At 47.3% G+C, this 26109-nt stretch carries 36 protein-coding genes; 21 read left to right on the top strand and 15 right to left on the bottom strand.

Going from position 1 to position 26109, the window contains the following annotated elements:
- Window positions 1-15 precede the first annotated feature (15 nt).
- Genes B3209_RS01005 through B3209_RS00995 form a run of 3 tightly spaced genes read left to right on the top strand, consistent with a single transcriptional unit; the run spans window position 16 to window position 4291 of the window.
- Window positions 16-3267: an ATP-binding protein gene (locus B3209_RS01005; protein ID WP_296689507.1), complete on the top strand. Its 3252-nt coding sequence runs from the start codon at window positions 16-18 to the stop codon at window positions 3265-3267.
- Window positions 3264-3863, top strand: coding sequence for an HNH endonuclease (locus tag B3209_RS01000; RefSeq protein WP_296689501.1), 600 nt, complete (start codon window positions 3264-3266; stop codon window positions 3861-3863). Before B3209_RS01005 ends, B3209_RS01000 begins: the two co-directional genes overlap by 4 nt.
- 29 nt (window positions 3864-3892) lie before the next feature.
- Complete coding sequence (locus B3209_RS00995) at window positions 3893-4291, top strand: SMI1/KNR4 family protein (RefSeq protein WP_296689498.1); 399 nt, start codon at window positions 3893-3895, stop codon at window positions 4289-4291.
- 243 nt (window positions 4292-4534) lie between these two features.
- Here B3209_RS00995 and B3209_RS00990 read toward each other — a convergent pair whose 3' ends face one another.
- The 13 genes from B3209_RS00990 to B3209_RS00930 form a co-directional block, all read right to left on the bottom strand.
- Window positions 4535-4885, bottom strand: a complete 351-nt coding sequence (locus tag B3209_RS00990) for a hypothetical protein (RefSeq protein WP_296689495.1) — start codon at window positions 4883-4885, stop codon at window positions 4535-4537.
- Window positions 4886-4888: 3 nt separating this feature from the next.
- Window positions 4889-5398, bottom strand: a complete 510-nt coding sequence (locus tag B3209_RS00985; protein ID WP_296689492.1) for a DUF4406 domain-containing protein — start codon at window positions 5396-5398, stop codon at window positions 4889-4891.
- Window positions 5399-5473: 75 nt separating this feature from the next.
- Window positions 5474-5689, bottom strand: coding sequence for a hypothetical protein (locus B3209_RS00980; protein WP_296689488.1), 216 nt, complete (start codon window positions 5687-5689; stop codon window positions 5474-5476).
- Window positions 5690-6098: 409 nt separating this feature from the next.
- Window positions 6099-7436, bottom strand: coding sequence for a phage minor head protein (locus B3209_RS00975; RefSeq protein WP_296689484.1), 1338 nt, complete (start codon window positions 7434-7436; stop codon window positions 6099-6101).
- A gap of 4 nt (window positions 7437-7440) precedes the next feature.
- Entirely contained in the window at window positions 7441-9012 is a 1572-nt protein-coding gene (locus B3209_RS00970; protein ID WP_296689480.1) for a DUF935 domain-containing protein, read from the bottom strand.
- Window positions 9006-10490 carry a hypothetical protein gene (locus B3209_RS00965; RefSeq protein WP_296689477.1) on the bottom strand — a complete coding sequence of 495 codons (1485 nt, stop codon included), beginning with the start codon at window positions 10488-10490 and terminating at the stop codon, window positions 9006-9008. The genes B3209_RS00970 and B3209_RS00965 overlap by 7 nt, the downstream gene beginning before the upstream one ends.
- Entirely contained in the window at window positions 10487-11050 is a 564-nt protein-coding gene (locus B3209_RS00960; RefSeq protein WP_296689475.1) for a phage protein Gp27 family protein, read from the bottom strand. The genes B3209_RS00965 and B3209_RS00960 overlap by 4 nt, the downstream gene beginning before the upstream one ends.
- Window positions 11051-11053: 3 nt before the next feature.
- Window positions 11054-11338, bottom strand: a complete 285-nt coding sequence (locus tag B3209_RS00955; RefSeq protein WP_296689470.1) for a hypothetical protein — start codon at window positions 11336-11338, stop codon at window positions 11054-11056.
- A gap of 3 nt (window positions 11339-11341) precedes the next feature.
- On the bottom strand, window positions 11342-11722 hold the full coding sequence (locus B3209_RS00950; protein WP_296689468.1) for a hypothetical protein: 381 nt from the start codon (window positions 11720-11722) through the stop codon (window positions 11342-11344).
- A gap of 76 nt (window positions 11723-11798) precedes the next feature.
- Entirely contained in the window at window positions 11799-12038 is a 240-nt protein-coding gene (locus tag B3209_RS00945; protein WP_296689464.1) for a hypothetical protein, read from the bottom strand.
- Entirely contained in the window at window positions 11995-12333 is a 339-nt protein-coding gene (locus B3209_RS00940) for a hypothetical protein (protein WP_296689458.1), read from the bottom strand. The genes B3209_RS00945 and B3209_RS00940 overlap by 44 nt, the downstream gene beginning before the upstream one ends.
- Complete coding sequence (locus B3209_RS00935; protein WP_296689454.1) at window positions 12311-12616, bottom strand: hypothetical protein; 306 nt, start codon at window positions 12614-12616, stop codon at window positions 12311-12313. The genes B3209_RS00940 and B3209_RS00935 overlap by 23 nt, the downstream gene beginning before the upstream one ends.
- Window positions 12613-13173: a hypothetical protein gene (locus tag B3209_RS00930; RefSeq protein ID WP_296689452.1), complete on the bottom strand. Its 561-nt coding sequence runs from the start codon at window positions 13171-13173 to the stop codon at window positions 12613-12615. Before B3209_RS00930 ends, B3209_RS00935 begins: the two co-directional genes overlap by 4 nt.
- 484 nt (window positions 13174-13657) lie before the next feature.
- Here B3209_RS00930 and B3209_RS00925 point away from each other — a divergent pair, with 484 nt between their 5' ends.
- A complete protein-coding gene (locus tag B3209_RS00925; RefSeq protein ID WP_296689451.1) occupies window positions 13658-13852 on the top strand; it encodes a plasmid mobilization protein in 195 nt (64 codons plus the stop codon).
- Window positions 13853-13965: 113 nt separating this feature from the next.
- Here the strand turns inward: B3209_RS00925 and B3209_RS00920 are convergent, their stop codons facing one another.
- A complete protein-coding gene (locus B3209_RS00920) occupies window positions 13966-14934 on the bottom strand; it encodes a hypothetical protein (RefSeq protein ID WP_296689449.1) in 969 nt (322 codons plus the stop codon).
- Window positions 14935-14963: 29 nt separating this feature from the next.
- Entirely contained in the window at window positions 14964-15746 is a 783-nt protein-coding gene (locus B3209_RS00915; protein WP_296689447.1) for a LexA family transcriptional regulator, read from the bottom strand.
- Window positions 15747-15927: 181 nt separating this feature from the next.
- Between B3209_RS00915 and B3209_RS00910 the strand changes: the two genes are divergently transcribed.
- The 17 genes from B3209_RS00910 to B3209_RS00830 all read left to right on the top strand — a co-directional run bounded on the left by B3209_RS00910 (window position 15928) and on the right by B3209_RS00830 (window position 25952).
- Window positions 15928-16182: a helix-turn-helix domain-containing protein gene (locus B3209_RS00910; RefSeq protein ID WP_296689445.1), complete on the top strand. Its 255-nt coding sequence runs from the start codon at window positions 15928-15930 to the stop codon at window positions 16180-16182.
- Window positions 16179-16499 (top strand): hypothetical protein, encoded by a 321-nt coding sequence (locus tag B3209_RS00905; protein WP_296689444.1) that lies wholly within the window; start codon window positions 16179-16181, stop codon window positions 16497-16499. The genes B3209_RS00910 and B3209_RS00905 overlap by 4 nt, the downstream gene beginning before the upstream one ends.
- Complete coding sequence (locus B3209_RS00900; RefSeq protein ID WP_296689442.1) at window positions 16496-16768, top strand: hypothetical protein; 273 nt, start codon at window positions 16496-16498, stop codon at window positions 16766-16768. Before B3209_RS00905 ends, B3209_RS00900 begins: the two co-directional genes overlap by 4 nt.
- Window positions 16769-16780: 12 nt before the next feature.
- Window positions 16781-17395 (top strand): DUF3164 family protein, encoded by a 615-nt coding sequence (locus B3209_RS00895; protein WP_296689440.1) that lies wholly within the window; start codon window positions 16781-16783, stop codon window positions 17393-17395.
- A 13-nt stretch (window positions 17396-17408) separates the two neighbouring features.
- Window positions 17409-17537, top strand: coding sequence for a hypothetical protein (locus B3209_RS00890; protein WP_296689438.1), 129 nt, complete (start codon window positions 17409-17411; stop codon window positions 17535-17537).
- Window positions 17534-17836, top strand: coding sequence for a hypothetical protein (locus B3209_RS00885; RefSeq protein ID WP_296689436.1), 303 nt, complete (start codon window positions 17534-17536; stop codon window positions 17834-17836). The genes B3209_RS00890 and B3209_RS00885 overlap by 4 nt, the downstream gene beginning before the upstream one ends.
- Window positions 17837-17886: 50 nt before the next feature.
- Window positions 17887-18774: a hypothetical protein gene (locus tag B3209_RS00880; protein WP_296689432.1), complete on the top strand. Its 888-nt coding sequence runs from the start codon at window positions 17887-17889 to the stop codon at window positions 18772-18774.
- 2 nt (window positions 18775-18776) lie between these two features.
- Window positions 18777-20501, top strand: a complete 1725-nt coding sequence (locus B3209_RS00875) for a transposase (RefSeq protein ID WP_296689429.1) — start codon at window positions 18777-18779, stop codon at window positions 20499-20501.
- Between the two features lie 18 nt (window positions 20502-20519).
- Entirely contained in the window at window positions 20520-21377 is an 858-nt protein-coding gene (locus tag B3209_RS00870; RefSeq protein WP_296689427.1) for an ExeA family protein, read from the top strand.
- Between the two features lie 11 nt (window positions 21378-21388).
- Window positions 21389-21703 (top strand): hypothetical protein, encoded by a 315-nt coding sequence (locus B3209_RS00865; protein WP_296689425.1) that lies wholly within the window; start codon window positions 21389-21391, stop codon window positions 21701-21703.
- A 79-nt stretch (window positions 21704-21782) separates the two neighbouring features.
- Complete coding sequence (locus B3209_RS00860) at window positions 21783-22223, top strand: regulatory protein GemA (RefSeq protein WP_296689423.1); 441 nt, start codon at window positions 21783-21785, stop codon at window positions 22221-22223.
- On the top strand, window positions 22220-22678 hold the full coding sequence (locus tag B3209_RS00855) for a Mor transcription activator family protein (RefSeq protein WP_296689420.1): 459 nt from the start codon (window positions 22220-22222) through the stop codon (window positions 22676-22678). The genes B3209_RS00860 and B3209_RS00855 overlap by 4 nt, the downstream gene beginning before the upstream one ends.
- A 46-nt stretch (window positions 22679-22724) precedes the next feature.
- Window positions 22725-23705, top strand: coding sequence for a phage protease (locus B3209_RS00850; RefSeq protein WP_296689418.1), 981 nt, complete (start codon window positions 22725-22727; stop codon window positions 23703-23705).
- Complete coding sequence (locus B3209_RS00845; protein ID WP_296689416.1) at window positions 23705-24628, top strand: Mu-like prophage major head subunit gpT family protein; 924 nt, start codon at window positions 23705-23707, stop codon at window positions 24626-24628. The genes B3209_RS00850 and B3209_RS00845 overlap by 1 nt, the downstream gene beginning before the upstream one ends.
- A gap of 9 nt (window positions 24629-24637) precedes the next feature.
- Complete coding sequence (locus tag B3209_RS00840; protein ID WP_296689413.1) at window positions 24638-25042, top strand: hypothetical protein; 405 nt, start codon at window positions 24638-24640, stop codon at window positions 25040-25042.
- A complete protein-coding gene (locus B3209_RS00835; RefSeq protein WP_296689411.1) occupies window positions 25039-25479 on the top strand; it encodes a hypothetical protein in 441 nt (146 codons plus the stop codon). The genes B3209_RS00840 and B3209_RS00835 overlap by 4 nt, the downstream gene beginning before the upstream one ends.
- Complete coding sequence (locus tag B3209_RS00830; RefSeq protein WP_296689409.1) at window positions 25479-25952, top strand: phage virion morphogenesis protein; 474 nt, start codon at window positions 25479-25481, stop codon at window positions 25950-25952. Before B3209_RS00835 ends, B3209_RS00830 begins: the two co-directional genes overlap by 1 nt.
- Window positions 25953-26109 lie beyond the last annotated feature (157 nt).

Raw genomic sequence — 26109 nt, 5'->3', positions numbered from 1 at the left:
GGAGAAAGAAATTAAATGAATGAACCAGCATTGAAAGAAATAAAAAAGGAAGATTTACAATATGCTCTCGGAATTGCAGATAGTATTCTCAGTAAAAATTATCTTGCAAATCTTTCAAATTGTGAGGTAGTAAATAATTTAAAATCAGAAAGTGTGGATTCTTTAAAGGATAAACTGAATTCTTCTGTTCGATTTTTTGATATTTCACAGGTTATTTTAAATAAAAAAGAAAACATGCGTGATAAACTTGCTACTGTTTTCAATGCTGTAGGTAATACCGGTGCCAGTCTGTTAATGCAGATAAAAGGGGAAAAAAATAAAGTAGAAATTCGAATTGGTGTAAAAAATCCAAATGGAGATGTACAGAAAACAAAGAATGCAAAGGATATTCTTGAAAACAGTCTTCTTAGTAATTTTCCAGGAATAAAAGTTTCTGAGCATTATAAAGAAATAGATATAAATAATAATGAAGTAACTAAAAATGTTTTGGAGAAAGTATTAAATGATTTCTCTGCAAAAAAAACAATTGCAGCTGTTACTGATATTGCAGGTTTGCGCAGTGAAGAAGAATCAGAAGAAAAGAAATTTGTGCAGGGAATTGAGAAATTGATAGATGCAATGCGTGGTAAAGAATATACCTTACTATTAATCGCAGACCCTATAAGTCTTACTGATTTGAATGAAAACCGACGCGCATTGGAAAATATATATACTCAATTAGTTCCTTTTAGTTCTTCACAGTATTCGATTGGTGAAAATGAAAGCGAAGGAGTTAATGAATCTATCTCAATTGGTGCAAGTGATACAATAACAAAAAGTTTAGCAAAATCTGTAAATCATACTATTGGAAAGTCATTTTCTGAAACGGAAGGAACAGGTCGTTCTGAAACTAATGGGACTTCAATTACGGAGACAGATGGTACAAATTCTTCTAAATCTACAGGATTTAATATTAGTGCTATTGTTGTAGGTGCTAATCATTCAAGAACTTCAGGAAAATCTCATTCTGTTTCTAAAGGTACAAATCATTCTGTAACTAATTCAGAAAATCATCAGATATCACATGGATTAAATGAATCAGATTCAGAAGGAACAACTACATCAGAAGCAGAAGCTCATGCTGAGAATATTAATCTCCAAACAGGAAAACAAAAACAAATTGGAGAAAGTAAAAATATTCAAATTCCATTTGAGAATCATACTGTTAAAAGAATTATGGAACGAATTGATAAAATACTTGAACGCTATGATAATTGTGCAGATTTAGGAATGTGGAATTGTGCTATGTATTGTATTAGCGACGAATGGACCGCTCAAATGGCGGCAAGTGTATATCGTTCACTTATTCGTGGTAAGAATTCTTCATTAGAATCAAGCTTCATTACAGTATGGACCCCTGAATCAAATAAAACGCCAGCAATCTCAGTTTCATTACGACATTTTGAGCATCCCAAAATTATGTATGGCAATTTAATTTTGACTCCAGGTACACTTATTTCAAGCACTGAACTTGCAATTGAAGCGGGCTTGCCGAATCATTCGCTTCCAGGACTTCCTGTAATTGAGTGCGCAGAGTTCGGGCGGAGTGTTTCAAGTTATGACAAACCAGAAAGTGGCGAAAAGTATAGAGTGCATCTTGGTAATATCTACTACATGCACAGCGAGGAAGAGCTTCCTGTAAAATTGAATCCGAAAAGTCTTGCTTCCCATACGTTCATTACAGGCTCGACCGGTGCGGGAAAGTCAAACACCGTTTATCAAGTGTTGGATGAGCTTAAAAAAATTGGCGTGAAATTTTTAGTTGTGGAACCTGCAAAAGGTGAATATAAGAATATATTTGGAACAAATGCAGACGTAAGTGTTTATGGAACTAATCCTGAATTAATGCCACTGCTTCGTATAAATCCTTTTAGCTTCCCTAATAGAAATGCAGATTCTTATAAAAATGTTCACATTTTGGAACATCTTGACCGTCTTGTTGAGATTTTCAATGTCTGTTGGCCAATGTATGCTGCAATGCCAGCTGTATTAAAAGAGGCAATTGAGAAATCTTATATTGATTGTGGTTGGAATCTTACAGAGTCTACAAATGCGTATGGAACAGATTTATATCCAACATTCGCTGATGTTACACGAAATATCCGTACAATTATTGATTCATCTGAATATGATGCAGAAAATAAAGGTGCATATAAAGGTTCTCTTATAACTCGCTTAAAATCACTTACAAATGGAATTAACGGTTTGATTTTTACTGATAAAGAAATTGAGGCGGAAGATTTGTTTGATAAGAACGTGATTGTTGATTTAAGCCGCGTGGGATCAGCCGAAACAAAGTCGTTGATTATGGGCTTACTCGTTCTAAAATTGCAAGAACACAGAATGACACAAGGCGGAATGAACTCTGATTTGCGACACGTCACTGTTTTGGAAGAGGCGCATAATCTTTTAAAAAAGACTTCTACTGAGCAGGCACAAGATTCGGGTAACCTGCAGGGGAAATCTGTTGAAATGCTTACTAACTCTATTGCGGAAATGCGTACTTATGGCGAAGGCTTTATCATCGCAGACCAGGCACCTGCACTTCTTGATATGGCTGTTATTCGTAATACAAATACGAAAATTATCATGCGTCTGCCAGACCAAGATGATCGTGAACTTGTGGGAAAAGCCGCGAACCTTAATAATGACCAAATTGCGGAACTTGCAAAACTGCCTCGTGGAGTTGCCGCCGTTTATCAAAATGAGTGGGTAGAACCGGTGCTATGCAAGGTAAGACATTTCGAAGATGATAAAAAAATATATTCATACAAGCATCCGGAAAAAGAAATAAAAGAAGACTTCTTGTCCGAAAAAATTGAAATTGCGAGCCTTTTGTTTAATGGACTTGCCATAACAGATGAAGTAAGACTCCGTGAACTTAAAGAAAAACTATGGAAATTAGATTTACGAGGTTCAACAAAGGTCCTGATTTTAAATGCTGTAAAAACTCCATTAGAATCTCCTCGTTATACAAAACTTTCTCCTGTTATTTCTGAATTTTTTCCAAAAGTTCATTCAGTATTTGTAAGTACATTCTCCAGAACAAGTGATAATGAACAATGGTCAATCGATGTAGACAATGCAATCAGGGAATATGTCAAATCTGATATAGAAGAAGAATTACTTCGTTCAATTCGCCAGTGCATTATCACTGATTATATTCATAATGAACTCGGGAAAACAGAATTGCTTGAAAAGTGGAGTCTTGAAGGGGGAGCAAAATGAGCGAGTTGATACCGAAAACTGCTGAAGTTTTGTTAAAAGGAGCAGAAATAAAATCCTCGTTTGATCCAGATAAGAAAATCATAAAAAATGAAATTTTCAATATCAACGAAGCAAAATCAAAAGATACTGGATATGATCCGGATAAAAAGGTCGAAAAAAAAGAATCTTGCAATGAAGAAAAAATTCATACTAGAAATGAATCACTAGAAGGAGATAGACATCCTACAACTGGAGTTCCATTTGAACTCAAAACTGTACAAGATGTGGATGGAAATGATGTGACTGGTGTTTTTCCTGTATTTGATTCTGAATTTGATGTTCAATTGCCAGAGAATCTTTATCAATCAACAGATAAAGAACAGTTTGCAGAATGTAATAAACAGCTGAAAGCAGCCATTGAAAAAGATCCGGAACTTGCAAAGAAATTTAATCCTGAACAATTGGAGCAGATTAAAAATGGTGATACTCCAGATGGTTATACTTGGCATCACAATGAGGAAGCTGGTAAAATGCAACTTGTTGATTCAGATATTCATGCAAAGACTGGTCATACTGGTGGAAAAACAATCTGGGGTGGCGGAAACGAAAACCGCTAATTGAGATACTAATACAAGGAGCTGTTACTATGAGTGAAATTACATGGAAATATGTAAAACCATTAAAGAATACAAATGCAATTGAAGCTTTTGAGAAGGAGCATTCTGTTTCTTTCCCATTGGATTTAAGAGAAATCCTTTCCAAGTACAACGGTGGTCGGCCTAGTTTAAAATATTTTGATACAAAAACAGAAAAGGACAAAGAATTTAAAACTCTTTTATCATTCAATAAAGAAGATATAGAGACTATCTACAAACATTATCCGTTGGATTCTTCTGATGATAAGATTGTACCATTCGCTTCAGATCCGGCAGGAAATTATTTTGTTATAAAAGATGGAAAAGTCTGTTTATGGAATCATGAAAATGATTCTACTTTATGCATCGCAAATACTTTTTCAGATTTTTTAGCAAGTTTACATGAATAAATTAGCATTATAAATGTATAATAAGTTTTCATTTTAATTCTCCAAAATGAATAAAGCAGTTATATTTTAGAGTTTTGGAAGTCATAATATGGGATTTTCCGGGAAGAGGCGGTTTTTATCGGGAACATAGTGCAAAACCTTTTCACAGTGTGTGATTTTTCCAGCGTCTTTTTGAGCGGATTTCAACCTTGCACCTTCGGGATGGGCAGCCGTATTTCTTATAGCAGACCAGAATCGAATGCTTCATTTTTTCCAGCCAGAGAGGAATTCATAGAACCCTTTTAGGGACTGCGTGTCCTCAAGAATCGCCGTCATGCCGAGGAGAGCAAGATTGCACCTCTCCCCGGTCGTGAGCGTGAGGAAAGCCTGCGCAATCTCATCCTTTGAAGGCTTCCTGTCCACTGCCTCGAGTGTTTTTCTTTCATTGAGGTTCGACTTTCTTGTCCGGGAGGCTTTTATTCTGCCAAGAAAAACGTTCGCGCAGCGGCGGCTGCAGAGCCGGACAGTTCTTTTTATCTCGGGAACGTCGTTGTGCGGATTTATCGCTATGGAAAAAGAACTGACGGTTTTTCCGCAAATTTTGCATTTTGCCATTCTTTACAGCTCCTTTTCTTTCTGTGTCCTGTAGGCGCAGTTCTCGCAGCCATATTTTTCATAGCACGGAACAGCAGGAAATTCTGCCTGTGGCGCGGAAATAATTCCCGGCGGAATGTCGGCACGAAAGTGCCTGAAGCGGCATTTTTCTTTCTCGGATTTGCTGCCGCTCGTTCCTGCCATACTTTTTTCCTCATTCTGCTCTGAATCTTCGCGCGTGCTTTCATCCTCATAGAAAATTTTTTTTTTGAATTTTCTTGCGTACTGAAGCTCCATCCGCGCGCCTTTTGAGTCCCGCCAGTCCTTCTGCATATATACAGCGTCGCACACGTCAATCATCGCGAAGCAGACGTGCATATAGTCGGAATGCTCAAATCCGCCGTTCGACGCAAGCACAGCCGGAGACATTGTAATGTAGCCCTGCTTTTTGAGCTGGCTCACGCTCTCGTTGAACTTTTTGAAAACTTCGGCTTTCTCAAGACCTGTAACTTTCCCTGCGATGTAGACTTTCAATTTTGACCTCGCTTAAAGAGTGCAGCCGTCTTTTTGGACGGCAGGTGTTTTTTCTTTTTTTGCCGGAAACAGGCTTTAAGAGCTGGTCGCGGTGCTAATCTGCTTTGCAAAGATTCCCGGGTTGACAATCACGGATGCAAGGGCAAGCGTGAAAATGACCGCAGCAAAAACCACAACGGCAATCTTTGGAACTGAGCTTGCGGCGACTGAGACGACACACATCATGAACGATGCAAGAACCACCGCAATCCAAAGCCAGAAGCTAAAAAGGCATTTAGTCCATTTCTTCATTGGTTCACCTCCTTACGCTTTTGCGGCAAGATTTATGAGGCAGGACGGACTTGAACCGCCACAGTCGGCTTACATTACATTGCCATCATGTGCGCTTGGTGACAAACACGACAGCAAAGGCACATTTTGCCGCCGCTTCTCGCGGCATCTGCCCCGATTTCAGAATACGTACATCACGACTACAGGTGGTCGCCGCAATGTCCGCTGGCTGATGAAAGCGTATGATGAAAGTATAAGAAAAGGAAAGCTCTGGTGTAGATTAACCGCTGTTAAAACTTCGGCTTGACTTCCAAGGCGGAGAGCCGTATTATGCAAGTAAAGGTAAGCGAAGGTAGAAGTCAATATAGGAGCGGACATAGGGTCTTCGGACATGCTACATGCAGTGTGGTTCAACTCCCACCGCCTTCGCCTATCTTATTTTTTTTAATTTCAAAATCGCATTGAATTCATCTATACCTTGATTATCTTCTGTTGCAAGCCTTAAATAAAACATTGTGTCAACTTTTGGAAGCCTCAAATATCGTTCTGTGGTCAGAACATCAACAGCAATTTTGATGTATTCTGAATCAGAGAGTTTTTTCAGAAAAAGCAGATTTTTCTTCTTGTCTCTGTTGTCCCAGTAAACATTCGCGTCTGCTATATAATCCATCAGATTTTTCCAATCCTGTTCCGTCGGTGCATTCCCTGCTTTTGCATGCCTGACAAGGTACTTGTCGCCGGTTACCAGCCGCTGCTCAAGGACAATGATGTTCCGTCCGCCTGCATCTATTCCTTCCGCTTTCAGGAAGTCTGTGAGCTTTTTGTCCAGAAAGCCGACAGGTGTAGTGTTCTTGTTGTTCACCATTCCGGCAGCCTTGTTTTTATATGCCTGTTCTACGAAGCTGGAAAGCTGGTCTCTGTAAATCGTGGAGTTCTGTAATGTCCTGATTACGGAATCGACGGCTTCGGGCATTTCGTTTTGCGCTTTTTTTATGCACTCCTGCAGGACTGGTATTGTTCGTCCTGTCTGCCCCTGATTCCAGTTGAATCCGGGAGTTATTCCCTGCGGAATGCGCTCAAGAGTCCCTTTCCGCTCGTTGAAGAAATTCCTGTAATTCGGTTTCGGTGATTCCGTCTGGACTGGAACGCGCACAGTTTTCCGCGTGCCGGAGTCGTAAGCCGGAACTCCGTCGCGCTCGTACTTCTGCTTTCTCGTTTCTGTAACGGCGACGGTGTAGCACTTGCAGCCGTATCCGTTGGGTGGAAAAATACTGTTCCAAATCGGGTCGTCTTTCGGGCGGATAAGGTTGTTCCATCGCACGTGCTGCTCCCGGTGGTGGATGCTTGCACCGATTCTGTACATGAGGTACGGATGCAGGTCGCTTTCCATCGTGCGGTCGTACTGTCCTTTTTGGTACGCGCTGCGGAGGTTCGTGCTGTAGATTGTCTTCAGGCGGCGGTCGCTTCCGAGCTGTGCGGCTATGGTCTCGCCTGTGAGTGGGTCGGTCATATCCTTCTTTCCCCACCAGCATTTCTGCATGAGCGTGGGTTTCAGCTCCTTTTTGAACTGCTCGAAAGTCGTGCCTTTTTCAATCGCCTTTTCGACAGCTCCTTTTATGTCGGAGAGGATGTCAAGCTGCATTGCCTTTGCGACCGTGAAAGCCGTGGCGTGTTCCTCGTTCCACACATCCTTGTAGCTGAACGCAGGGCGGAGCTTTTTGTTTTTGATGTATTCAAGTGCCTGTTTCGGAATGAGTTTGTCTGCCATTTTTTTACCCTGCAAAATTGCTGTCGCCTTTGGCACGAGCTGAGAAAAACGCTATCGCCATAAGGTCTGCGATTTTGTCTGCGCTCCATTCTGACGAAAGCTGCAAAAGCTCCGCCTTGAAGCTGTCGAAGTCGGTTGATTTGTCCGCTGCCTTTTCCAGTACTTCCGCTATTTCGTCGCTGATTGGCACAAGGTCGCCTGAATAATCGGCTTCGATGTCGGAAACAAAGCTCGAATCAGATTGACTGCCAGCAGATGCGGCATTGAGTTCCGTGTTTGAGTTCAAATCTGATTCTCCATCAGGTGCTGAAACAGGCATTCTGCCGCCGATAATCTCGTCCTTCTCCTCCGGCTTTGAAAGTCCGAGCATGCTTCTGATTTCGTCTGCCTTGACCGTCAGACCGTGAGGAGCGAGCTTTTCTATTGCGTTCACAACCTGCTCGACATTCTGCTCGTCCGGCTTGTAGAGCACGATTTCAGGATAGCGTTCCTGCTCTCCAAAATTGAAGTTGATGTACGGAACTACAAGACATGAATTGAGCGTATCGGCAACCGCGAGAGCATCCGCAGCCGCTATGTCCTGCCGGACTTCCTCGTGGACTTCGCCCTGTGCACGGCTTGAACCGTCGTCGGTGGTCATCGTCTGACCTAGTACGAGCTTTGAAATCTGCTTGTCTATCCAAGTCGCCATTTTCTGATAGGCTTCGCTGTTCTCGCTTGAAGTCTTGGACTCGATGATTTCGATTGCTGCGCCCTCTGGGATGACCGCTCCGAAGTCCGCGCCGATTGAGGCGACAGCCCGGCGCAGCGTTGCGATGTCGTCCTTGGTCGCCTTGCGGCTGTATTTTCCCAGCCGGATTGGAAATCCGTAGCGGTCGATGAAAGCCGCCCAGCTTGTCACGTCGTAGCTTTTGAGCATGAAGTAGAACAGCGCCGGAAGAGCCAGCCCTCCGGCAATCTGCGTTCCGCTGATTAGGTGCGGCTCGTGGATTATGAACTTGTTTTGTAAAAGCGGATGCAGCTCGCTTGTCAGCTCGTCTCGGAGCATGAGAGTCTGCCCGGTCTCCTTGTCGTACTGAAACCAGCGCGGGTCTTTCCAAGCGTATTTTCTAGGCTTCCAAAGTTTTCCTGTGGTGCTCCACTCAATCTCGCAGACAGAGAAGCCTTTTGCCAAGGCGTCGAGCATATCGCGCAGAAGCGGAATGAACCTTGCGGAGCGGTTCTTTACAATGTCGTTCTCTATCGCCTGCGCCATTTCAATGTCGTGCCTGTCGTCGCTCGCTGGCTCGACGCGGATTTCGAGTCCGCACACAGCGTCCTTCCGTGTGGAGAGAACAGAGCGGTAGTGCAGGTCCCTCATCTCCATGTCCTGCGCAAGCTCCAGATATTCCGCAGGACACTCTCCGCTCCTCACATCGCGGAGTATTGAGGCGAGCTTTTCAGGCGACAGTCTGTTGAGCAAAGAGAAATCAGCCCACGGAGTTCTGTTCGTGTACGGAACAGCGAAAGCCTGCTCTGCTCCAAACTGATTCTTTCCATTCTTTTCGTTTTTGTCATTTTCTTTTCCGTCTACCATTCGTCGTCCTCTTTTTTGAATCTGAATCTGTTCGATGTCCCGACCGCCTCGTATGTCATCTTCTGGTAAGCCGCGCCCTCAAGCTCGTTGTGCGCAAAGAGAGACATCGCCTTTGCGATGCAGCCGTCGCCGTGCCTCTTGCTTCTTTTTGTTCCAGTCCTGTCCGTTATGAGCGGAACTCCCTGCACCAAGCAGACGACCTTGTAGTCGTCTTTCAGGAACAGGTCGTCTGGAATGTTTGTCTTTCCGTCCTCAAAGGCAGTTTTCAGTTTTGGCATATTCTCCGCGTACCAGCCTCTTGTTAGCATGACCTGAAGAATCGAGCCGGGATATTCCTGCGCCATCATCTCGGCAATCATCTGTCCGTTTCCACGAGAGTCGAAAGCCGCTCCGCTGAAGTTCTTGAGCGTTTCACAGCACAGCATTATGAGCTGGAGCTGCTGCGCGAACGGAACATTGCGCAGCTCTATTACGCACAGCGTGTCCGTGCCTCCGTCCGAAAGCTCCGTGTCGAAGTGAAGAACGGTAAGGTCTCCGCTTCTCGCGAAGTCCTCGCCGAAACAGACCGGCAAGTCCGTTGCTTGCAGAACAGGTCTGACTTCCCTGAACCATTTTCTGCATTCCTTTTCACGCCGCTCTCTTCTCTCAAATGTGAACGAGTCGTCCGCTCCGAAGCGGAACACAGGCTTGTCCTTGACGGCGCAGGAAGCCACCAGCGCAGCAGAAAAATAACGCTCTCCGCTCCTTGCAGGTATGCAGTAAAGCTCTTCTTCCGCGGCGTCGCCGTAGTCCCTCTCAAGCTGCGAGAGCCACTGGCTTTCTTTCTCTTCCGTCCACTCCCTGTCCTTGACCTCGCATATCCGCTTGTAAAGTCCGTCAGAAAGAGCGTCCGTAATCGTGGTGTGATGAAGGGAATAGTCCTTGCCGCCTGAATGAATCTGCTGGATTAGGATGTTGAAGGGATTGTCGTCGCCGTTATGGGTGGAGAGAATTGAAACCGAGCCGCCCCACATCAGGAGAGCCATCGCAGCCTTGAGTAGCTCCGGCAAATCGTCAACGAAAGCCGCCTCGTCAATGACTACATGCCCCTGCTTTGAGCGGAGCGAGCGTGGAACGCTGGGCAATCCCCAAATCTCAAAGCCCGAATCAAAGCGGATTCTGTAGACCATTATGTCCTTGTCCTCGTCGCTGACAACGACTTCCTCCATATCGGAGCAGGCGATTCCGAGAATGTGCGTCCAGAACGCGCAGTCGTTTATGAACTGCTGTGTCATTTCCTTTGAGTACGAGAGATAGTAGCAGCTCATTCCTCCAGCCGGCTTTGACATCATGGCAATGAGAACGCAGTTCAACGCCTCGACATAGGAAGCTCCGATGCGCCGGGATTTTTCCCACACTTTCACGAGAGACTTGTCGAGAATCCATAGTTTCTGATACGGCAGGAGAACTGCCTTGCCCATTGCTTCCTGTATTGTCATTTTTCCGTAATGCTGAAAATCTCAGCAAGGATTGCTTCTTTTGTTTCCGCCGTCACGCCTTTCTGCCTGCATACCGTCTCGACCTTTTCCGCGGCTTCTTTCTGGACAGCCGCCTTGATTTCCGACTCGCGCTGCGCGTTGAGCTTTTCCGCCTGCTCAAGCTCCTTTATTGCCCTTGAAACCTTGTAGATTATGTCCGCCAGATTTTCCGGCTTTATCTCTCCGTCTGAATCCTTTAGCTCCTCAAGCTCGGTTGTCAGGTCGAACACCATAAGCTTGATGTATTCGTTCACGACCTTGCCGAGCTTATTCCTGTTTTCTGTTCCGTATTTTTCGATGTACGCGTCCGCGACCTCCCGGGCTTCCCTTGTCTTGGCGGCGAACTTGTCCATGCGGAGCTTGTAGCGGTTCACGCTGCTCCTTGACACCACATTCTCGCCAGCCTCTGCGTTTATCAGCCCGACGATTTCTTTCTGTGTTACGGCAGGATTCTGCAGAAGCTCAATCAGCTTTGAGCGGAGTTTTTCGGGAAGCCTGTCTATGCTGGATTTCTGTCCCATAGCCTAGTCCTCCACAGGCAGGTCTACGCCGTCTTCCCGGGCGAAGCCTAGAGCCACTTCCTGTCCGTGCTTTGTGAGCTTCATTGTGAGGAGCGACTCGTCAAGCCGCTCGATTGTCACAAGTCCGCGTTGTTCAAGCCACAGGCAGGCTGCGTTCACTTTTTCGAGCGGAAGCGTGTGTCCGTAGACGCGCAGAAGCCTCTGCGCCATTTCATTTGATAGGGTTATGTTCTTCTCGATTCCCTGCAGAATTATAATCCGCTGGTTTCCGATAAAAATGTCTTTCACTTGCTAGCTCCTCGGCGTGTTGTTGATAAACCAGCCCTGAATCTGCTTCAGGATGTTGTTCATTCCCTTCATCTCGCCCTCGATGTTTGAGAGCCTCTGTCCTAGATTGAGGCTCACATCTCTCTGCAGGTCAGAGACAGTTTTTTCAAGGGCGACAATCCGCCTCTCAAGTTTTTCCGACTTTGCGATTGAGCCTTCGCGCACTTCGTCAATTTCAGTCCGCGCGCTGCTCTGGGCTTCCTTTATCTTCTCGTCCGCCTGCTGCTGGATGGACTTGATTCTTTCCTCCATCTTTTTGCTGTAGGCTTTCCAGATGCCCATGAAGAATCCGCTGACAGCGATAAAGCTTCCTATGCAGGTCAGGACGAATTTTGCTATTTCCATATTTGCTCCGTTTAGAGAATGTTACTGGAAAAAAAGAACGCCTGCGGTTTAACAGGCGTTAATAAAACTGGAGCTGTCAGTTCTGAATCCGTATCGTGAAACCGAATCCGCTTCCGGCAAGGAATCCTGCTCCAAGACCGCCGAAAGCGTACAGCCATTTTTCCTTTTTGAGACGCGCTATTTCCGTCTCATGCTGCAAAGATTTTATCCGCCAGTATTCCGCGTCGGGAGCGGAAGCGAGCAATCCCTGCTTGTAGCCCTCGTTGAAGGCTTCATCGATTGCTTGCTCCGCCTCCTGCTCTGCAATCTGAATCATCGCCAGAACCTGAGAGCCTGTGTAGTTCCTCGTCAAGTCTATTCCGTATCCGTTCCCGGAGGGTGCGTTTGATTCTGTCCTTTTCTGCGCGGAGCTCGTCTGCGTTGCCAGCAGCAGAGACAAGAGAGCCGGCAGGAGTGCCTTCAATCTCATTCTTCTTTTCCTCTTTTGCCTTTTCAGCCTCGTCGGATTTTTCTTTTTCAGGTTTTCTGAGAAGCAGCGCGCCGGTCAGAATTCCGAGCGCAAGCAGTCCGATGAGCGCGAGTGCTGATTTAATCTTTTGAGCTGCTTTCATCCATCCCCAGCCATGTCCTGATTTTCCGGTAGATTGCCTCGTAGCCGAATACGCTCACGGCGAAAATCACAGCCCAGTAGAAAGGCGTCTGCCGCCAAGTGAAGAACTCGCCGAAGGCAAGAAGAGCGGATTCAAGCAGGCTCAGCGCGGCTGGAATGTAAATCCTGTAGCCCTTGAGCCTGTCTTTTCTGTCAGCCTTCTTGATGATTTCAGTGAGAATCACAGTCAGCATTATTGCCGCAATGACCGCCGCAGGAAGCAGCCTTGATATGTCCATGCTCATGCGTTGCCTCCGTGAAAGTCTTCTATGACCTCGCCCTCGACTTCATCTCCAGCCTTTACGCCCTCTCTTTTGAGGACTGCGTTCAGCTCTGCGAGGTCTTTTGATGAGAGGATGAAGCAGCCTGCTGACCAGGCGTAGTTCGTGTCCCGTCCTAGCTTGAAGCTGTGCCTGTCGTGGATTAGCCACCGTCCGTTCTGGAAGCACTGCGCAGAAATCTGCATAGCGTTCCTGTCGATAGCCTGTCCGTCAAGGTCTGTTGTGCTTGTGATTGCGTGGATTTCGCCGTGGAACTTCCTGGGCTCAACGAAGCAGCGGACTGTGAATTTTCCCTCGGCGACTGTGTCACCGTGCGGAAGCCTGTCGCCCGGCTTCATGTCTCCGAAGCAGTAGTTTGCGACTGTCTGCGCGCGGCACTGGAACAGAAGCTCCTGACCGTCCAGAAGAGCGAGCAGGTCTAGGCTGTTGTTCTTCCAGTTGTTCTCAAAGCTGTCGGGCTTGCCCGGGTCTGCCCTGAAATTGTAGCTCTGGCGGTTTCGCCGTATCTCAAATTTTAGCATTGTTCACCTCTTCCTTCGAGGCTATCAGGAAAAGGCTTTGCGGATGGCTTAACGGAGGTTAAAAGATTCGGAATTTCTGGAAAAAATATTTAATAGTTTTTTTGAATAAAAGCATTGACAAAATAATCAAATAAAAGTATATTGAAAACATCAGGAGCGTTGCTCCGTAGTTCATCTTTATTAAAGGGAGTATGCGATGACTGAACGGATAAAAAAAGCCTTGAAGACTGTGGTTGTGGAAGTCTACAAGGCATTCGTTCAAATCCTTATAGGTGTAGCTCTGCTGGTAATCAGCAAGTACATCTAACGGGTGCGAGGCTGGGCTGGTGTGACGACCGCTCAGCCTTTAGTAAAAAGCATACTACCTAGGGGCGGATATGTCAATCAAGCTGAAGGCATTCTTGAGAATCACATTGGAGTCGGTTTTCCGTGGAATCATCATGGGAATTGTTGTCGTCATTATTTCTAGAATTTGGGGGTAGCCATGCCGAGAGGCGGAAGAAGAGAAGGTGCTGGACGTCCTGCTGGAAGCCTAGGCGCACGCAAGGAAAATGCCCTTTCCGTGCAGGTTGCCGTCCGGCTTACAGAGAGCGAGAAGAAGCGGCTTGAGGAGCTTGCGGCACAAAGCGGTCTTACAGTAAGCAGGTACATTCATAAGGTCTTGGCTGAGCGTTTTTAGCCGCTGCTAATACATTCTTGATTTCTCCCTGTGATAGCATATTTATCTGGTCATGTTAAATGCTATATGGGCTTGTGAGAACGCTTTTCTCTCACAAGCCATTTTTATTGATATTATTCTTTTCTGAAAGAATGCAAAACAGCTGAAATTATTTTGTTGTTTTTTTCAGTCGTTGTTATTGTCATTTCGACAGGTTTGCCCTCAACTGCATTTTTAAGCCAGTTATAATCATTTGCTGAAATAAAATCAGCAAGAATGTTTATATGAGCAATTATCAATCCTGAATTCTCTTGTTTAGCATCAATGTAGACATTATTATTTTCACGGTATATTGCACTTATGTTGAACTGTCCGCTATAGACATTTTCTTCTAGCTCGTATTTCTTTCTTTCAATTCTCGTAAGCTCAGCAATGTCGGCTTTTGTTACAGTATTCCCATTGATTTCCAGATTTTCTATATCATCATCTTTTAAGGCTGAATAGACAGCAACCGCGGAATTGTAAACATTATTTTGCATTTCAAGTATGATTCGCTTGTCTTCAAGAGCTAACTGTGTGGCAGCGTCTTGTGAAGCTTTAATGTTGTTAAGCATCTCGACAGTTGCCTCATGCTCGATATGCGCAGTTTCAATCTCTTTTTTATAATCAATGTACTTTGTGCCTAGTGCCCAGCCTGCTGTAAGAACACCTGCTATAGCAACAGCCGCAAGTTTATGTTTGGATTCCATACCAATAACCATATTCCCCAAAGATTTTACAAGATCTACAAGCGTATCTGTAGAGCCTTCCGATACGATAACGGTAAATTCCAGCATTTTTCTCTCTTCTGCTGTTAGCCGCTTTATGCACCCATAATGCAGAAGGGAATACTGTCGATAAATCATATCCTGCAAAGACAAAAAACCTTTCATAATTGAAGGTGTCAGCGTGGAATTAAAGCCTTCGCCTTTGATATGTATCCTGAGCCTTGCATATTCAGGGGCAAATGATATATTAACCTCCGTTAAATCTTCTGTTGTTGCTGCCTTGAAGAAATCGGCGACCAGTTTTGGATTGCTGATGGTTAGTTCTTTTTTTGCCATAATTTATTACCTTCCTTTGAAATTATCTCCTAGTACGGATTTCTGTGAAGCCAACTGACAACTTTGCCATGTATACGCAAAAGCTGTTCGGCTTGTTCATAAGTGATTATTTCAGGATTCGGATAACGTTTTGCATTCTCTGAACTAATGACAATTTTTCGCTCTATCGGTCTATATTCAAGATGCTTTACCCGGACATCAGTTCCAATGCTTATAACATATACTCCGTCGCCTTCAATTTGTGTTCGGTCAAAAATAGCAAAATCACCATTGAACAAATTCATATCTGTCATGCTGTCACCAACGACCCGGACAATTCCACAGTTGCGTGGGTTTGCTCCGCCGAGCATTTCCAGCACAATCGGGATATATTTATCGATTTCTTGAAGCTGAGTTTCGGGCTGTCCTCTTCCTGCCGCCGCCGTCTGTGTGAAAACTGGAAGAAGTACGAGTGCATCAAAATCAGTCTCTTTTGCAGCAAGTGTTACGGCTGTTCCGTGTCTTAAACGGAAAATGTCGAAAGCCTGAGAAGGTACAAGTTCATTTTCTTTTTGTTGACTAGCTAATTCCCGCAAGGCTTCTCCAGCCGCTCCAGTCGTTTTTTCTCCGCCTTGATACGAGCCTGTTGTTAAGTCCGCATACGGGTAGCCCATTTGTGCAAGTTTTACAAGTATTTGAATAGGTGGTTTTGCCTTGCCGATTTCATAACTTGCCCAAGTGGTTTGTGGTATTCCTAATTCTTTTGCTAATTTTGTTTGACTTAACCCTAAAGATTTTCGTGTTTTTAGCAAATATTTCGTTAATTCTTGCAAATTTTACCTCTGTTAGCAATATGTTCGCTTGACTTTAACGAAAATCTTGCTATACTTTAATTATCGGCAATAAATAATGATTTATTAACCGGCTAAAAAAAAAGCCGAAAGAAAAGGCTCTGCAAAACTGATTCTTTCGGCATAAAACACAGCGCAAGGAAAATCCTTGCAAGGAGTATTTATGGATTATACCACAAGAAGCCCTTGTCTGCAAAGATTGGACGCGGACAAAGGAAAATGGGTCAATTACCAAATCAGGCTTCGTGGACTTACGCAGACAGACATCGCAGTCCGCGCAGGCTGTTCTCAGTCGCAAGTCTCAAATGTACTGGCTGGTCGCACTTCCTCATCAAAAGTCTATGACGTGCTTTGCGGCATTCTGGGATTAACAACTGTCGGCGAGCTGCTGATAGTTTCCAGAAGGAGCGCAGCATGAAAAAAAGCGACCTAATCAGAGCCACTGATTCTTTCAAGGCGTTTGACAGTTTCAACAACCTGTTTTGCAATTCATGGCTAGTAGGCATTCTTGCAGCCTCAAAAGCCTTATATCACCGTATTACCATCGGCGATGCTATTGAGCTGTTCGGAAAAAATGCAGGTGTTGCCATTGATTTGCTTGCAGCATTCAGCAACATGGCTGACACATACGGCATCAAAGATATAGGACTTTTTGTCATCGTAGAAAACAACTTAGGCAGAAGCAACAAGAGGCGCGGCATGAAAAAATCAGACAAGGAGCTGTACAGAAAATGAAGTGGGACTTTTCAAACCCGATGTTTCCGAAGCCTGCGGCTGAAAAACGCCGCAGCCTTTCAAGGTGGCAAGCAGACCTTGAGCGGACAAGAATCCAGTTCGGGATGCTGCTCCACAACACGCCAAGAACAAACGTGAGATGCCTTGAGTGGAGCGGACATAACGCCTGCGTGTACATTGTCTTCAACAACGGATACAGACGTGCTGTCAGGATTGAAGGCGATTCGCCAGCAGCCTTTATGAAGGATATTTTGAACAAGATTTTTTAAGGAGAACAAACTATGGCAAAAGAAATAAAAGAACAGTTTTTGGAAGATGCGCAGGGGCGGCTTGTTCCCATAGCGGCAGTAAAGCCGATAGACCTCAAGCGGCACGAGGCGGTCACCTCAATCATGGTTGACACATTCAAGGAGCGCGACAGGCTCGTCGAGTTCAAGAAGTCAATCTGGCTACGTGTGCAGGACTTCCTCGCGGAATCGGCAAAGGACAGCGGCGCAAGAAAGTTCGGCGGAACTAAGGGAAATGTGACGCTCACGAGCTTCGACGGCAGGTTCAAGGTGATGGTCGCCGTGAACGACACAATCCAGTTCAACGAGAAGCTTCAGGTCGCAAAGCAGCTGATTGACAAGTGCATCGCAAGCTGGAGCGAGGGCGCAAACGAGAACCTGCGGGCAATCGTTGACGACGCATTCAATGTCGGAAAGAGCGGACTTGTAAGCACAAGCAGAGTGCTGGGACTCCGCCGCCTGAACATCAAGGACACCACATGGAAAAAAGCGATGGACGCTATCACGGAATCAATGCAGGTTGCAAGTTCAAAGACATACATGAGGTTCTACGAGCGTCAGGAAGACGGAAGCTACAGGCAGATTCCGCTTGATGTCGCAAACTTGTAGAAAGGAGAAGCGCATGATGGGAGCAATCTACAGGACAGGACTCAGAATCAAGAATTTCGGCGAGAGGCACCGCATAGCTTTTCTTGCAAGGCTCGGAATTCAAATCATGGACAAAGCCATAAGCATGGGAGGCAAAAGATGAGCGGTGAAAAACTGAATTCGCAGGAAAGAATAATCGCGGAAATATTCGCCATGTGCGACAACCACATAGCCGGAATGACAAACAAGGAGCTTGCAGAAAAGGTGGAGACAACAGCGACAAATGTATGCCGCGACCTTGCCATTTTCGAGAAATTCGGTTTGGCAGACCGGGACACGAAAGGACGCTGGCGGCTGTCGCCTAAGTTCGGCGGCTTTGCAGGGCAGATTGCTAAGAGCTATCAGAAAGCAAGGCTTCTTCTTTCTGAGGAAGAGTCAAGGTATATGTCCGCGATGCAGTAAGAAAATCAAAAGCGCAGACATCTGCGTTTTTTTAAGAGCGAGGTAATTTTATGGGCAGAAAACCACTGTCAGACATATCAGACGAAAACACTGAATCAATGGAGCTAGTCGCACAGTCCGTTGAAGCAAAGGCTTCCAGAAAGCAGGAGATAAACACACGCTTTCTTGAGGAAGGCGAAACATACAATCTCATGGTCTGCCTTGAGAAAGCGAAGATGTACCAGGAGCAGATGGCAAGCGGAATGCTCGGGCTTGGCGCGCAACTTCTTTTACTCAAGGCAAATGAAGCTCATGGAAACTTTTTAGCGGCAATCGAAGAGCTTGGACTTGCAGAAAGGTCTGCTCGCTATGCAATGGAAGCCGCTTTAAAGTTTGGAAATCGGCAGACGTCTGCCGATTTGAATATTCTCGGAAAAGAAAAAATCAGAGCCTTGACAGTTCTTGATGATGACGACGCACAAGACCTTGTAAATGGAGATGAAGTTGACGGACTTGGAGACATTGACGATGTTGCGAAAATGACAGTCCGCGAGCTGAAAAAGGCTCTCCGCGAGCTCCGCAATGAGCGCACAAAAACACAGAATGAACACGAAAAGCAGCTTGAGGCTGTCGAGGAAGTAGTCCGCAGAAAAGAAGGCAAAATCAGCGAGCTTGAGATGGAGCTTGCTGGCAGACAGCCGCCGACAAAAGAACAGCTGGCACAGACAGCCCTTGACGGTTTGAAAGCTCCGATTATGCGCGAGCTTGCCGCCGCAAACGAAGCTCTTAGGTCTTGCAGACAGATTGTGGCACAGGCTCAGAAAATCGAGGGCGTGAATGTAGACCAGCTCACAGCATTTTCCGAACAGTGCAACGACCTGTTTCAGCTCCTTGACGACAGCTATCAGGACTTCTGTCAGGACATGGAATATATCCGTCCGACAAAGCAGGAGGCATAGCCGTGTACGAGGATTTTGTTCTGCAAATGCAAACGGCAAAAACTGCAAAAGAACGCAGCTCTATAATTGCCGAAATGTGCCGACTGTTTGGTTTCTGCGAAGTCAGCGCGTATCGCGCTCTACGCAGAAACGGCTGGAAAAGCGACCGCAGAAAACGGAGCGACGCAGGGGCTTCAAGTATCAACGAAAAGGACTTGAGTACTGTTGCCGCACTCCTGCAGAACTCTGTCCGCAAGAACGGAAAGAAAACAATGAGCATAGAGAACGCGAGGAGCATAATGCTCCAGAACGGCTTTGACATTCCGATTTCATCAAGGCAGCTGGGAGGACTTCTAAAGGCACGCACGCTGTCAACGGAAACAACGTCAAAGCCAAGCCCCCACCAGAGAATGAGAAGCGAGTATCCTAACCAAGTCCATTTTGCAGACCCTTCGGTCGCGCTGATGTACTTCGCACCGAACGGCAAGCAGAAGTTCCTGAGGGACGACGAGGTCTACAAGAACAAGCCGTTCCTTGAAGGCAGGGAGAACCTTAAGTGCTGGAGGTATGTCCTGACCGACCACTACTCAGGCACAATCTGCGTCCACTACTATGCGGCGGCAGGAGAGAACTCGGCAAATATGTACGACTTTCTGCTGTACGCCTGGGGAAAGAAAAAAGACCCGCTCTACAACTTCCACGGACTGCCGGAGCTTCTAGTCTGGGACTGCGGCTCCGCGAACATCTCGAAGCCTGTGACGAACGCGCTGAAAGCCCTGCGCGTGGAGACAAAGCCACACCTGCCGGGCAACCCGAGGGCGAAAGGACAGGTCGAGAACGCGAACAACATCGTGGAGTGCCAGTTCGAGAGCCTTCTTCATCTTGAAAAAGTGAATTCCATGGAAGAGCTGAACGACGCGGCGGAAAGGTGGTGCGCGGCATTCAACGCAAACAAGCTGGAGCACAGGGACACAAGAATCACTCGGGCAGGTCGTAAAATCGGCTCACGCACAATGATTTGGAACTGGATAGAAGAAGAGCAGCTGAGGGAGCTTCCCGATGAAGAGATATGCCGTCAAATTTTTACGACCGGCATACAGCCGAGAACCGTAGGCGGCGACCTTGCAATCAGTTTCGTACATCCCAAGAACAAGACTGCTACACGCTACAGCCTTTCTGCCCTGCCTGACATCATGGTGGGAATGACCGTAAATGTCCAGCCGATTCTTGTGAGCAAAGAGGCTCTGGCACTCGTAAGCTACCAAGACCGCGCGGGCGAGATTGTGAGCTTCGAGGTCAAGCCGATTGAATACGACAGAGTGGGCTTTGATATTGCGGCTCCAGTATTCGGACAAGAATACAAAAGCCAGCCCGATACGCTCATTGAGAAGAACACAAAGGCACTTGCGGAAATCGCCGCAAGCGATGACAAGACGGAAGTTCCGTTTGCAAAGGTTACAGACGGACAGGGCTTCAAAACCCACAGTCTCATCCATACCCAGGCAGACCCGTTCTTCAGGACACAGACAGGAAAGCAGGTCGAGGTCGCCGCAGGAACAGTGGAAGTCCACGACATACTCATCACGCCTGTTGAGATGGCAAAAAGGTTCAAAGCAAGAACAGGCTTCATACCAGAAGGGTTCATCGCAGGCTTGAAAAAAGAATTTCCTGAAGGAGTTCCGTCGCAGCTTGTCGATGATTTGGTTTCAGAATACACGGACGGCTCAAACGCCGTCAGGCTGGCGTAACGCCAAGAGGAGAATGCTATGCTGACGATGAAAGCGTATAAAAAATTCGGTCTTTTCCAAGACCCATTCAGCGGAGATGTGACAAAGGCGGACGATGTCTACCTTACAGACGAGACCCGGTTCATAGCGGAGTTTCTTTACCAGACTGCAAAGGTTGGAGGAATGGTCGCCCTGCTCGGAGAGTCGGGAAGCGGAAAGACGACAATCCGCCGCTACGCAATGGACAGGATTCAAAGCGAGGGGCAGAAAATAAAAATCATATCGCCGCGCTCAATCGACAAGGGACGGCTCACAACAAGCGCAATCTGCGACGCGATTATACAGGACTGCTCTGCGGAAAAACCGAGAAGGACGCTAGAGGCTAAGTCAAGACAGGTCGAGAGGATTCTCACCAACAGCTCACGCGCAGGCTACAACCATGTGCTTATGATTGAGGAGGCGCACGACCTGAGCATTCCGACCCTGAAATACCTTAAGCGGTTCTGGGAGCTTGAGGACGGATTCAAGAAGCTGCTCGCGATTGTCCTTATCGGGCAGACGGAAATGAAGGCTAAGCTCGACGAGTCGCAGAACTGGGAAGCCCGGGAGGTCATCCGGCGCATTGAAGTCCTTGAGCTGAAGCCTCTGGGAACAGGAAAGGAAATCGCGGACTACCTTGACATCAAGTTCAAGAGGCTCGGAAAGGAGCGCGGAAAAATAATCACGGACGACGGCTGCGAGGCTCTGGCTGAAAAGCTCAGGAAATCCACAAGGCGCGGAATTGTGTACAGCGTGGCTTATCCGCTCCTGATAAACAACTGGGTACGTCGGGCTATGAACCAGGCGGCGGAGCTTGGGGCGGAAGCTGTGGACGCTGACGTGGTCAATTCTTTATAGGAGGCAATCCAATGGGTGGAAGGAAGATTCTGATTACTGTCACGGACGGACAGTACAAGGCTCTTGAGCAGGAAGCGGAAGCCAGAGGACTGTGCAAGGTCTCGACGCTCGCAAGAAGCGAGGTGGTGAAAGCCGTGCAGAACAGGCTTAAGCCTGATGGAAACAGGAAATCAATATTCGTGACTGTCAGCAACTACAGCGAGCTTGCGGACTACGTGGACTGCAAGAAGTTCGGCGGAATCGAAAGCTTCGCCACATTCGCGATGGCGCAGTACATGGCGAAATATCCTGCAAAAGCCGCGAAAAAGACTGAATCGGAAAATTAGCCGACATTGCCCCTGCCGTCGCAAGGGCTGTACAGCCCGACGCGCCACAGGGGCGGAAAATGTCATGCCTGGAGTTGAAATGAAGAGCAAAACAGAGCGTTCAAAAATCATCCAGCTTATCCACATTGCAAAGTCGCAAATCGGACTTTCTGATGAAGACTACAGAGCCGTTCTGGAAAGCACGACCAAAAAGACAAGCTGCTCCGATATGTCGCTTTTCGAGCTGGACAAGACACTGGAAGCAATGAAGAGGCTCGGCTTCAAGGTCAAGAAGCTGGAGACAAAAGAAGACGAGCTTGGCTGGGACGCGAGCAGGGAGCAGATGGACTACATCAAGGGAATGTGGGAACTGGTAGCACGGAACAAGTCCGACAAGGCTTTGTACAGCTTCATAAGACGGATAACAGGAGCTGCGCATCCGCGCTTTATGACAGCAAGGAACTCGCAGAAAGTGATAACCGCTCTCAGAAAAATGATGGCGGACGCCGGACTGAACCCGGACAGGAAGGAGACGGAATGACAGAACTGAACCTCGCGGCGGAAATGGTTTCCAGCTGCTCTCTTAGGCTCGGCAGGGGCGAGCATAAAACAGCGGTCAAGGGAATCCGCGCAATCTGCCAGTATTTCGGCGGACAGATGGTTTTTCTTCCCAAGTTCAAAAAGGAAAAATCAGAGACGGCGGAAGAAATCAGGGGAGTCCTTGCAGACGCTGTCGGCGACGGAGCTGCAGAGACAATGCTCGATGTCCTCATGTCGCAGTTCGGAGGAGTCCCGCTTTATATTCCCAAAGAAAACAGAGCGTTCCGCGACGAGCTGGCGAAGGAAATCCGGGAAAAATACGACGGAACAAAAGAAATGCGCGGAGAGTTGTGCAGGATATACAACATGAGCTTCTCCCAGATTTACCGGCTGTACCACAGGGCAATCGAGATGGAGCACGAGCAGAAGCAACCCTCCCTGTTCAGCGATTTTTAACGGCAGTTACACCATTGCGGATAAAAAAATGATATAGGCTTTCAGTATGAAAACTACTGAGAGCCTTTTTTTATGCCTTAACACAGAAAGCGGAGTTCCCGGACGGATACAGATTCTTCCTGCCGGAAAAGAAATCAGAGGCGTGGACGGACGGCACTGGAAAAACGAGAATCCAGCCGCCCTGTGCGCAAAAATGAACTCAAGTGGTCTTGTCACCGTGAAGAACGGATGCGTAATCGACGAGAACCACTCGACAGACCTCTCAGCTCCAAAGGGCGGAACGTCTCCGGCATTCGGCTGGTTCAGGAATTTCACGGTTGAAGCTGACGGCTCTATATGGGCGGATGTCGAGTGGAACGCGCGCGGACAGAAAGCCGTGGCGGAAAAAGAATACAAGTACATAAGCCCTGTCTTCACACGCGACAAGGACGGAAACATCACCGAGATTCTCAGGGCTGCCCTCACCAACAACCCGAACCTTGACAACCCGGCACTAAATTCATCGCAGGATACTGCGGAGGAGAAAAACATGGAAAAAGAACTTTGCGCGGCTCTGGGCTTGCCTGAAACCGCGACAATGGCAGACGGTCTTGAGGCAATCAACAGGCTCAAGACCGAACTGAACGGAGCAAAAAACAAGGTCGTTGACCTTGCGTCCTACGCTCCAAGAGCAGACCTCGCCGCGGCGCAGCAGCGCGCGGAAAGAGCCGAGAAGGAGCTTGCCGAGATGAACGCAGCTTCCCTCAAGGCGAAGGCTATAGCCGCAGTCGAGCAGGCGGCAAAAGACGGCAAAATCGCTCCTGCAAGCAAGGCTGAATATCTTGAGCTTTGCGCAAGCGAGGACGGACTTGCCAAGTTCGAGAAGATTATGGCGGTAACACCGTCAATCACTGGAGGCGCACAGGTGTCCGACAAAGCTCCTGAGAACAAGGACTCTGTCGAACTGAACGCAGCTGAAAAAGAATGGGCTTCCTCTATGGGGTACACAGAGGAGCACTGGAAAGAAATCAAGGAGGCAGGAAAATAATGGCAATTCTAAACAATACAACCCTTAACAATCTCCGAACAACAATACGCGGAGAATTCAATGTCGCGTTCAAGAATGCGAACGCAGGCTCAATGTACAAGCATCTTGCGACAACAATCCAGTCGTCAAGCAAAACAAACACCTACGACTGGCTCGGAAAGTTTCCGCAGATGCGCGAGTGGGTTGGAAGCCGTGTGCTCAAGGACATGAGCGAATCAAGCTACCAGATTGCGAACAAGAAGTACGAGGCGACACTTGGAGTTGACCGCACCGACATCGAGGACGACAATCTCGGGCTTTACTCAACAATCGCGCAGAGCATGGGACAGGAGGCTAACGACTTCCTCGACCGCAAGGTTGCGGAGCTTCTAAAAAACGGATTCTCCTCCACCTGCTACGACGGGCAGAATTTCTTTGATGAGGAGCATCCTGTCTATCCGAACGCGGACGGAACAGGAGAAGCAGACTCTGTCTCAAACATTCTCAAAAAGACAGACGCCGACGCAGGAACTCCATGGTTCTTGCTCTCCCTGAACCGTCCTCTCAAGCCGCTTATCCATCAGCAGCGCACAGGCATGGAGCTTGAGTCCCTTACAGACACAAAAGACGAGAGCGTCTTTATGGAGGACAAAATCCGCTTCGGAATCCGCTACCGCGGAAACTTCGGCTACGGACTATGGCAGCAGGCTGTCGCCTCAAAAGCTAATCTGGACGCGGCAAACTTCGAGTCCGCATACAAGCTCATGCAGATCTTCAAGCGCGACGGAGGAGATCCGATGGGCATTGTGCCGACAGCACTTGTAGTTCCGCCGGAGCTTCAGAGCGATGCTGAAAAAATTCTGAAGCGGACAGTCCTCGACAACGGAGCTGGAAACATCAACTACAACAAGGTCGAGCTTATCGTGAACCCTTGGCTTGCATAGGAGGCAAAAATGGCAGCGTCAAAGAAAAACCAAAGCCAGACTGAAGAACAGAAGCCTGAAAATCCGCAGACAGAGAATCTTCCGCCGGAAACACAGGCTTCCGAAGAACCCTTAAAAACAGAAGAATCAGCTGAGCCGCAAAACGCTGAAAACAACGGCGGCGAGGAAAGCCTGAAAGAGCAGCCGGACGACAAAAAGCCTGGAGACAAGAATGAGGAAAAGACTGAGCCAGAAGAAAATCCGGCAACGGCGAAAAAAACGGTCAGGATGGTCTTGAGGCACAAGAGCCACACGCCACGCTACCACCGCTGCGGTCTTACGCTCACGCAGGTCTTCGCGGAATACGATGTTCCAGAGGAATGCATCGCGAAAATCAAAGCTGACAAGTGGATTGCAGTAAAGGACGGCAAATGAGGAATCTCCTTTCCGTAGAGGAGCTTGAGGAGCGTCTTCCAGCAGGGACGCTCCCTCTTGCGCCTGACAGCGACGAAACTGACAGCCGCCGCGTTGAAACCGCGCTGAACGATGCGACTGGAATAATCGTGTCACAGCTGCCGTGGCTTCTGGACAAGGAATCTGGCGACATCATAGAGCCTGTTCCGCCGCAGTTCGAAAACGCAATCCGCTCGTTCTGCTCCGACATCGCCATGCACAAGCTGACCGACACGGTTACAAGCCGCGAGGACGAAAGGGAATGGTTCAAGATGACAATGCAGCTGATAGACAAAATCGACAAGGAATACAAGGGCGGTCTTTCCGGACCTGCCGAGCAGGAGAGCTTCGTTGTTGAAGCGAATAAAGCTGACGGAATTCCAGAAACGAGGTTCTTCAAGAAAGGAAGGCTGTTCTAGTGGACGGCGCATTTGTAAAAATACAGGACGACGAGCTGAAAGCTCTGTGCTCCCGGCTCAATGAAATGGCACTCTCGCCTGACGAGAGAAAATCTCTTCTCGCCTCAATCGGCGAGGAGATTATGACGCAGACAAAGGACAGGCTTGCAAAAAAACAAACTCCAGACGGAGACGACTGGGCTGACATAGCGGACTCAACGAAAGCCTACTACAGAAAAAAGTTCGGCACGGAAAATCCGGGAAACGGAATCCTGTGGCGGCAGGGCGGACTTATGGACTCGCTGGCGCATGAGGAAGACTCATGGAGAGTGATTGCCGGAGCGACAAAAGTCTATGCCGCAGTGCATCAGCTCGGATGGAGACAAAGGAGCATTGCCGCCCGTCCGTATCTGGGGCTTGGAGATGACGACAAGGCTGAAATCGCCGCAATGATAAATCTTCGTCTTGAGGAAAAAACAGGAGCGAAGAGTTGAGCAGATACACATATCTTGACATAAGAAATGAGGCAGTCCGCATAATAAGGGACTCATTCCAAAGACAGAAAATAAAAATCAGCATAGAGCCGCACGCAGGAAGGTTCACGGAAAACGAGATAAGAAGGCTGGCAACAAAAGCTCCTGCTGTCCTGAC

Source organism: Treponema sp. UBA6852, assembly GCA_002449305.1.
Lineage (GTDB): Bacteria > Spirochaetota > Spirochaetia > Treponematales > Treponemataceae > Treponema_D.
Note: the sequence above shows the minus strand (reverse complement) of the source record. Positions and strands in the feature narration are given on the sequence as shown.

Bases quoted from the DNA above. Each gene is read 5' to 3' on its own strand.
- B3209_RS00850 (WP_296689418.1), top strand. From the start codon at position 22,725: ATGAAAACTACTGAGAGCCTTTTTTTATGCCTTAACACAGAAAGCGGA.
- B3209_RS00895 (WP_296689440.1), top strand. From the start codon at position 16,781: ATGGCAAAAGAAATAAAAGAACAGTTTTTGGAAGATGCGCAGGGGCGG.
- B3209_RS00975 (WP_296689484.1), bottom strand. From the start codon at position 7,436: ATGGCAGACAAACTCATTCCGAAACAGGCACTTGAATACATCAAAAAC.
- B3209_RS00840 (WP_296689413.1), top strand. From the start codon at position 24,638: ATGGCAGCGTCAAAGAAAAACCAAAGCCAGACTGAAGAACAGAAGCCT.
- B3209_RS00920 (WP_296689449.1), bottom strand. From the start codon at position 14,934: ATGGCAAAAAAAGAACTAACCATCAGCAATCCAAAACTGGTCGCCGAT.
- B3209_RS00855 (WP_296689420.1), top strand. From the start codon at position 22,220: ATGACAGAACTGAACCTCGCGGCGGAAATGGTTTCCAGCTGCTCTCTT.
- B3209_RS00930 (WP_296689452.1), bottom strand. From the start codon at position 13,173: ATGCTAAAATTTGAGATACGGCGAAACCGCCAGAGCTACAATTTCAGG.
- B3209_RS01005 (WP_296689507.1), top strand. From the start codon at position 16: ATGAATGAACCAGCATTGAAAGAAATAAAAAAGGAAGATTTACAATAT.
- B3209_RS01000 (WP_296689501.1), top strand. From the start codon at position 3,264: ATGAGCGAGTTGATACCGAAAACTGCTGAAGTTTTGTTAAAAGGAGCA.
- B3209_RS00865 (WP_296689425.1), top strand. From the start codon at position 21,389: ATGGGTGGAAGGAAGATTCTGATTACTGTCACGGACGGACAGTACAAG.
- B3209_RS00905 (WP_296689444.1), top strand. From the start codon at position 16,179: ATGAAAAAAAGCGACCTAATCAGAGCCACTGATTCTTTCAAGGCGTTT.
- B3209_RS00990 (WP_296689495.1), bottom strand. From the start codon at position 4,885: ATGGCAAAATGCAAAATTTGCGGAAAAACCGTCAGTTCTTTTTCCATA.
- B3209_RS00965 (WP_296689477.1), bottom strand. From the start codon at position 10,490: ATGACAATACAGGAAGCAATGGGCAAGGCAGTTCTCCTGCCGTATCAG.
- B3209_RS00950 (WP_296689468.1), bottom strand. From the start codon at position 11,722: ATGGAAATAGCAAAATTCGTCCTGACCTGCATAGGAAGCTTTATCGCT.
- B3209_RS00980 (WP_296689488.1), bottom strand. From the start codon at position 5,689: ATGAAGAAATGGACTAAATGCCTTTTTAGCTTCTGGCTTTGGATTGCG.
- B3209_RS00835 (WP_296689411.1), top strand. From the start codon at position 25,039: ATGAGGAATCTCCTTTCCGTAGAGGAGCTTGAGGAGCGTCTTCCAGCA.
- B3209_RS00870 (WP_296689427.1), top strand. From the start codon at position 20,520: ATGCTGACGATGAAAGCGTATAAAAAATTCGGTCTTTTCCAAGACCCA.
- B3209_RS00880 (WP_296689432.1), top strand. From the start codon at position 17,887: ATGGGCAGAAAACCACTGTCAGACATATCAGACGAAAACACTGAATCA.
- B3209_RS00940 (WP_296689458.1), bottom strand. From the start codon at position 12,333: ATGAAAGCAGCTCAAAAGATTAAATCAGCACTCGCGCTCATCGGACTG.
- B3209_RS00925 (WP_296689451.1), top strand. From the start codon at position 13,658: ATGCCGAGAGGCGGAAGAAGAGAAGGTGCTGGACGTCCTGCTGGAAGC.
- B3209_RS00970 (WP_296689480.1), bottom strand. From the start codon at position 9,012: ATGGTAGACGGAAAAGAAAATGACAAAAACGAAAAGAATGGAAAGAAT.
- B3209_RS00860 (WP_296689423.1), top strand. From the start codon at position 21,783: ATGAAGAGCAAAACAGAGCGTTCAAAAATCATCCAGCTTATCCACATT.
- B3209_RS00900 (WP_296689442.1), top strand. From the start codon at position 16,496: ATGAAGTGGGACTTTTCAAACCCGATGTTTCCGAAGCCTGCGGCTGAA.
- B3209_RS00910 (WP_296689445.1), top strand. From the start codon at position 15,928: ATGGATTATACCACAAGAAGCCCTTGTCTGCAAAGATTGGACGCGGAC.
- B3209_RS00885 (WP_296689436.1), top strand. From the start codon at position 17,534: ATGAGCGGTGAAAAACTGAATTCGCAGGAAAGAATAATCGCGGAAATA.
- B3209_RS00945 (WP_296689464.1), bottom strand. From the start codon at position 12,038: ATGATTCAGATTGCAGAGCAGGAGGCGGAGCAAGCAATCGATGAAGCC.
- B3209_RS00890 (WP_296689438.1), top strand. From the start codon at position 17,409: ATGATGGGAGCAATCTACAGGACAGGACTCAGAATCAAGAATTTCGGC.
- B3209_RS00845 (WP_296689416.1), top strand. From the start codon at position 23,705: ATGGCAATTCTAAACAATACAACCCTTAACAATCTCCGAACAACAATA.
- B3209_RS00935 (WP_296689454.1), bottom strand. From the start codon at position 12,616: ATGAGCATGGACATATCAAGGCTGCTTCCTGCGGCGGTCATTGCGGCA.
- B3209_RS00960 (WP_296689475.1), bottom strand. From the start codon at position 11,050: ATGGGACAGAAATCCAGCATAGACAGGCTTCCCGAAAAACTCCGCTCA.
- B3209_RS00995 (WP_296689498.1), top strand. From the start codon at position 3,893: ATGAGTGAAATTACATGGAAATATGTAAAACCATTAAAGAATACAAAT.